The sequence below is a fragment of the Arachidicoccus sp. genome, assembly GCF_050436765.1.
In the GTDB taxonomy this organism is placed as follows: Bacteria; Bacteroidota; Bacteroidia; order Chitinophagales; family Chitinophagaceae; genus Arachidicoccus.
This window is the reverse complement of sequence record NZ_JBNQGD010000040.1, coordinates 1-6381: the sequence shown is the minus strand read 5'-3', so window position 1 is coordinate 6381 and position 6381 is coordinate 1. Positions and strand designations below refer to the sequence as shown.

Sequence of the window (6381 nt, the reverse complement as noted above, 5' to 3'; positions counted from 1 at the left end):
CAATCTTTTTCCGACTGACAATTTTAAAAATATTTACTATACTTTAAAACAATTCAATTCAGGGAGCTACATTTTTGTAACCATTATTATATCAATTAAAATTAGATTAAATATATGTAAATACTTGACAATAAATAAGTTAAAAAATATAATTATAAAAATTTATGGATATCTAGAATCGATAAATTATAATTTTCCTTCTGCTTTTGTTGATTACGCAGCCAATTCTAAATCTTTGCTGTCATTTTATTAAATTTAAATTAAAATAAAAACAATAAATAATTTACAATCAAATAGTTATAACAATATTATACAAAAATAAGAATAACGCTTTTTGCTTTTAATCATAAAAAATAATCTTAAAGATTCAATATTCAATAAATCATTAATCATTATTATCCCATAGCATACTATATTAAATAATTATTTAAGATTCAATTAATTATAGAGCATGATAGTAAAAATTAGAACAATAATAGTCAGTTTCTATTCATTTTAATTTAACTCTGATGATCAATCATCTTTAGGCAAATCTTTTTGCGCCTCTAACATATCTACTTGACTTGAATGTGAAAAATCGCCTATTAACCAATCACTAAAATAATCAGCCAAACGCCAAAAGAAGTATTCCTGCATATCTCCATAATGATGCCTTTGATTGGGTAAAAAAACTAGATCGAAGCGTTTATTGGCCTTAATTAAAGCATTCACAACCCTAAAGGTATTTGCCGGATGAACATTATCATCAATACCACCCGTACTAAGCATAAGATGACCTTTTAAATTCTTAGCAATCTCCGGATTAGTTGCAATTTTAAAATCAAAAGTAGTATCCCCTTTATCACTTATCTTCTCCTGGATACCATGATGTTTTTCGCTCCACCAAGAATTATAAATTCTATTATCATGATTACCCGAAGAAGAAACACCTACTTTAAAGAAATCGGGATAGGTAAACATTGCCGCAGCCGTCATAAAACCACCACCAGAATGTCCGTATATGCCCAATTTATTTAAGTCGATAAATCTATATTTGTTTGCAATTTCTTCTGCTGCTATTTTTTTATCCGCTAATCCATAATCACGTAAATTGCCATATCCAAAATTATGATACCATTTAGATCGCATCGGGCTACCACCTCGATTACCCACCGTAATTACAATTAAACCTATTTGTGCTAGTCTATCCATACGATCATTAACGGGCGTAAAAGATGCATTCACCACCTCTGTTTGAGGACCTGGATATACATATTCCACCAATGGATATTTCTTAGTACTATCAAAATCAAACGGCTTATACATTACACCGTATAAATCGGTAATGCCATCTGCTGATTTTACAGAAAACGGCTGAGGAAATTTATATCCTGCAGCAAAATAAGTGGATAAATCTGCCGAATCAAGCAACATTACTCTTTTGCCGGAAGCATCATATAATGCAGATCTTGGCACAGTGTTCACACGAGAATAGTTATCTACAAAATACTTTTTATTGTCATTCATGCTTACCGCATGATCAAAATCTCCTCTGTCTAATAATTGCAAACCCGATCCATCGAAGTTCACACGGTAAAAGTGTAAATAATAAGGATTTTCACCATCTTCTTTCCCATTGGCGGTAAAATACAATACGCGATTTTGCGCATCTATTTTCTCAATCCCATTACAATGGAAGTTACCTCGCGTAATGGCGTTTTCAAAAGTGCCATCGCCCTTGTATAAATAAAACTGCGCCCAACCACTACGTTCACTCCATTCAATTAATTCCTTTCCTCCGTTTATTACCCCTAGGTCTTGCGCCTCCATGGAAGTATTCATTCTTTCTTGGATAATGGATGTTGCCTTCGGTAAATTTATATCTATTGAAAGCATATCAATCTTCTTCATATCCCGACTTTGACGGGTTACATAGAAATGATTATTGTCACCAGACCATATTAATGGTGTATAGTCCTCGTCTCTTGCCGTTTCCGGAAATGGCTTATTCTGAATACTTAAAGTCTGATCTTTGTAAGAACTAGCGTCGATTTCACGCTGCGATTTATTAGCAACATTAAATAACAATAAATGATCCTGCGGCATAGAGGTATCTCCAGGCATTGCATATTTATAAGTTTCTAAAGTTGGCCTCGGTTCATCTATATTGTGCACCACCCATAAGTCTTTTACCTTTCGCTGATCCTCGCGAATCATGGAAAAATATTTAGAATCAGGTGACCAGAAAATGTTGGGGCGACTGCGCTTATCTTTATTTTTTTCCATCTCCACATTATCCGTACCAATATTACTAGAATTACCACCATAAGGGTAATACAGTTGCCCGTCCTTAGTAAAAGCATGCTCTACAATGCTGCTGTCTTTATCATTCTTTAATGCCTTGTTGTAATTATCTTTATCCATCCAATATAGATTGTAATGCTTTACAAAGATGATTGTTTGCCCATCAGGAGAAATACTTGCCCAGCGTTGATTTTGCAACGGCCGATTAAATTCTTTTAATTCTGTCAATACATCTTTTGCAATATCATATTGAAAATAGTACACCTTTTTATTCGTCTTTTGCCCCCCTCCTTTTTTATCACGAGTAGTCGTATCCTTGATGACCTCGTCCTTCGTCGATTTTATTTGGAAACGAATGGCATTTTCATTTTCCAAAAACTGTAAACTATCTATAGGAAAATGCTGAGCGCTGAAAGGCTCCCCTACAATTTCAGAAACTTCAGCGATTACTTTTTGTTCATCAAATAATGGTCGCTTTGTCCGGTTATCACAATCTACTAAATACCACTTTTTACCTTTTGCCGTTTCAAACTGGTACCAAAAACGATTACCACTTTTTAGCCAATGAGGGCTTATCTTTAAACTAAAAATCATCTTCTGCTGGCGATTTGGAGAGAACTTAGCCGCCAAATCATAATTTGCTTTTTCTACATTTTGCGCTTGCAGTTGAATGGTGGAGACTACTATAAACAGTAGCACAGATAGTTTTTTCATTTTTGATTTTTTAGTAGCTTGGTCTAGTATATTAAGGAAGGCTTATAAAAACTTTAGCCTCACCTGCAAGTGTTCCGTCTGCCATGTTGTCTTTTCCAATAATTAGTGTATAATTACCTTTTTGCCGAGTCGTATAAACGATACTCCTGCCGAAAGGACCGTCACTACTGCCATCTGGCATTTTAATCTGATTGAACCGGATATTTCTGTTCTTTCCTTCTACTTCCAGCTGAGCGGCTATCTTATGGCTATGTACGGCGGAAATTTCCACATATACCTTTTGATATCGATATAATATCGAAAATGCAATTGTCTTAGGAAGATCATGCGCATTTATCTTTATATGAATAATAGAATCTTTATTATTAATGCGAGTAAGGGTATCTGTTGTAGTCATATCTATCTTGGGGTTAGACAGTACACTCGTTTTTTGAGCACTTTGACTATTCCCACAAGAATAAAAAATGGGTAGAGCCAGCAGCAGTAAATATTTCATGACTACAGGTATTGTTATTACAAAGTTTTTGCACTACTTGGATAATCCACTATATGTGAATCTTTCTCACTGAAAATGCCACCCTACAAAAATGCTTTCATTTCATCATAGTAATTAAATGCCGCTTTCCCAGCCGCTTCAGCAAAATCTTCGCCAGAAGACGCATAAATGATAGCGCGGCTGGCATTGACCAATAATCCACCATCACTATTTAAACCAAAATGGGAAACATCTTTCAAACTGCCACCTTGCGCACCCACCCCAGGAACCAATAAAAAATGTTCCGGAATAACTTGTCTGATATGTAAAAAAGACTTGGCTTGCGTAGCACCTACAACAAACATAAGGTTGTCGGGCGTTCCCCAATGTGCGACAGTAGTTAAAACTTCCTCGTATAATGGTTTGCCGCCGTACAATTTTTGCAATTCAAAATTCTCAGCACCTTTGTTCGATGTAAGTCCCAACACAATGGTAACCTTATTTTCATATTCCAAAAAAGGACGTACACTATCTTCACCCATATACGGCGCCACCGTAATGGCATCGAAGGGCAAAGTCTCGAAAAATGTTTTGGCGTATTGTGCAGAGGTATTCCCGATATCACCACGCTTGGCGTCGGCAATAGTAAAATGAGTTTTAGGAATATAATGTAATGTCTCTTCCATGGCCGCCCATCCTTTTAAACCTTGAGCTTCATAAAATGCTGTATTTATCTTATAGCTCACACAGGCGTCCTTCGTTGCATCAATAATCGCCTTATTAAAAGATACCACCGCACTTGGTTGATGCTGTAAATGTTTTGGAAGTTTTGTAACATCTGTATCTAAGCCTACACACAAATATGATTTCTTTTGTTTAATAGTTGCTACAAGTGCCTGTTTATTCATTATTTCTCAGTTAATAATCAAAAATAAGAAAGTAAAAAGTAAAAAAATGAATTGTGCCCTACAATTTGCATCTTTGCAAAGATTTAAATCAAAATAAAATGAAATATTTTTGGGGGCTAATCGTCAGTTTATTTTTTTTGCAAACCGCTTCTGCCCAAAACCCGGATTCACTTCATGTAAAAATTAGTTTACTTACCTGTGCCCCAGGAAACGAGTTATACTCTACATTTGGGCATACTGCAATACGCATTGTGGACAGTACGCAACATAGTGATTTTGTGTTTAATTACGGTACCTTCGATTTTGACCAACCCGATTTCTACCTTAAGTTCGTAAAAGGTAAGTTGAATTTCATGGTCGATGTAGATCGGTTTTACGATTTTATGTATGAATATCAGACGACCAAAAGAAGTGTTGTGGAACAAGAACTGCGATTGACTAATGTACAGAAACAATCCATCGTAAAGTTCTTATATAATAATTACTTACCCGCTAACAGATATTACAAATACGACTTCCTTTTCGACAATTGTGCCACACGTATCCGGGATATTTTGTTTAAGAAGACTACCGGTGTAAGCCTTACAAAGCCGATCATTCAACCAAATACAACTTCCAGAGACTTGATTTATTATTATTTAGATAAAGCGGGTCAACCCTGGAGCAAGTTGGGTATTGATCTTTTGCTGGGTAGTATAATGGATAAAACAGTCGATAACAATGCCGCTATGTTTCTACCTGATTTTTTAAGTAGAGGCGTGGAAAATGCGACGATCGATGGCAAGCCTTATGTACTCAAGGAAACAACCTTGTTAAATGCCCCCACCCCTATTCAACCTTCAGGAAAATACCTGCCTTTGCTTGTTATTTCTGTCATTTGCGCATGCTTTTTGTTCTTATTTTTTGTGAGTAGAAAAAATAAATTATTTACAAACTTCTTAGATGTCTTTCTGCTATATATTTCTGGTTTATTAGGGCTTTTAATGCTATTTATGTGGTTCTGCACAGACCATCAAACTTGCGCTAATAATTACAATTTACTATGGGCATTACCTACTAACTTTATTGCTGCTTTTTTTATTTGGAAGAAAAAACGATGGGTAAGAAAATACTTCTTTTTTGCAACAGTAATCACAGCACTTTTATTAGCCTTCTGGTTCGAGTTGCCACAGCATTTTAATATTGCGCTGATTCCGTTTGTATTATTAATGCTTATACGTTATGGCAAATTAGCAAAAAAATAAAGAGATGCTCAAATCATTTTTATTTAAAGATAAAGAAGTTAAATACCAAAAATTAGGTAGTGCAGAAACAGTAATAATGTTGGTTCACGGCTTTCCCGAAGATGGTAGCATTTTTAAATATCAATATGAATTTCTACAAGAAAACTACACGGTACTCATTCCTGATTTGCCGGGCTCCGGCAAATCTTACTACAACGAAGAATTGAAATCGGTGGAAGATTTCGCAATGGTGTTAGAAGGCATTCTGAAGGAAGAAGAAGTGGGACAATGTTTTTTACTGGGGCATTCTATGGGCGGCTATATTGCCCTGGCTTTTGCAGAGAAATTCCCGGAGCAATTATTAGGATTAGGTTTGATACATTCTACTGCTTTTGCAGATAGTGAAGAAAAAAAAGAAAATCGAAAGCATGCCATTCAAATAATGGAACAATATGGAAGCTTTCAGTTTTTGAGAACAGTCATACCTACATTATTTGGTGAACAATTTAAAGTGCATCACCCGGCAGTCATCGAACAATTGGTTGAACAAGGGAAAAACTTTGAAACAAAAGCATTACAACAATATTATGCTATTATGATTTTGCGACCTGATAGATCCAACGTTTTGAAAGAAATAAATGTACCTGTTTTATTCATTATTGGACAGCTCGATAAGGTTGTGCCACCTACCGACGTGTTGCAGCAGATTGCTTTGCCTAATACAGCGATGGTAAAAATACTTCCTAACGCAGCCCACATGGGATTTCTAGAAGAACGG

Annotated in this window: 5 protein-coding genes; 2 read left to right on the top strand and 3 right to left on the bottom strand. The window is 35.5% G+C overall.

Translation table 11 applies throughout. The features are described from left to right. Positions 1-513 precede the first annotated feature (513 nt). The 3 genes from ACQR30_RS01570 to pyrF all read right to left on the bottom strand — a co-directional run bounded on the left by ACQR30_RS01570 (position 514) and on the right by pyrF (position 4380). A complete protein-coding gene (locus tag ACQR30_RS01570) occupies positions 514-2997 on the bottom strand; it encodes a DPP IV N-terminal domain-containing protein (protein WP_429730296.1) in 2484 nt (827 codons plus the stop codon). Positions 2998-3028: 31 nt separating this feature from the next. Then, on the bottom strand, positions 3029-3493 hold the full coding sequence (locus ACQR30_RS01565) for a hypothetical protein (RefSeq protein WP_429730294.1): 465 nt from the start codon (positions 3491-3493) through the stop codon (positions 3029-3031). 83 nt (positions 3494-3576) lie between these two features. Next, positions 3577-4380 carry an orotidine-5'-phosphate decarboxylase gene (gene pyrF, locus ACQR30_RS01560; RefSeq protein WP_429730290.1) on the bottom strand — a complete coding sequence of 268 codons (804 nt, stop codon included), beginning with the start codon at positions 4378-4380 and terminating at the stop codon, positions 3577-3579. Between the two features lie 98 nt (positions 4381-4478). On the opposite strand from pyrF, the gene ACQR30_RS01555 reads away from it, so the two are divergent. Together ACQR30_RS01555 and ACQR30_RS01550 are read left to right on the top strand one after the other, a co-directional pair. Next, entirely contained in the window at positions 4479-5624 is a 1146-nt protein-coding gene (locus tag ACQR30_RS01555) for a DUF4105 domain-containing protein (protein WP_429730288.1), read from the top strand. Positions 5625-5628: 4 nt separating this feature from the next. Then, a partial coding sequence (locus tag ACQR30_RS01550) for an alpha/beta fold hydrolase (RefSeq protein WP_429730285.1) occupies positions 5629-6381 on the top strand: 753 nt, incomplete at its 3' end.

Coding starts and splice junctions, on each gene's coding strand:
- ACQR30_RS01555 (WP_429730288.1), top strand. CDS start 4,479: ATGAAATATTTTTGGGGGCTAATCGTCAGTTTATTTTTTTTGCAAACC.
- ACQR30_RS01565 (WP_429730294.1), bottom strand. CDS start 3,493: ATGAAATATTTACTGCTGCTGGCTCTACCCATTTTTTATTCTTGTGGG.
- ACQR30_RS01570 (WP_429730296.1), bottom strand. CDS start 2,997: ATGAAAAAACTATCTGTGCTACTGTTTATAGTAGTCTCCACCATTCAA.
- pyrF (WP_429730290.1), bottom strand. CDS start 4,380: ATGAATAAACAGGCACTTGTAGCAACTATTAAACAAAAGAAATCATAT.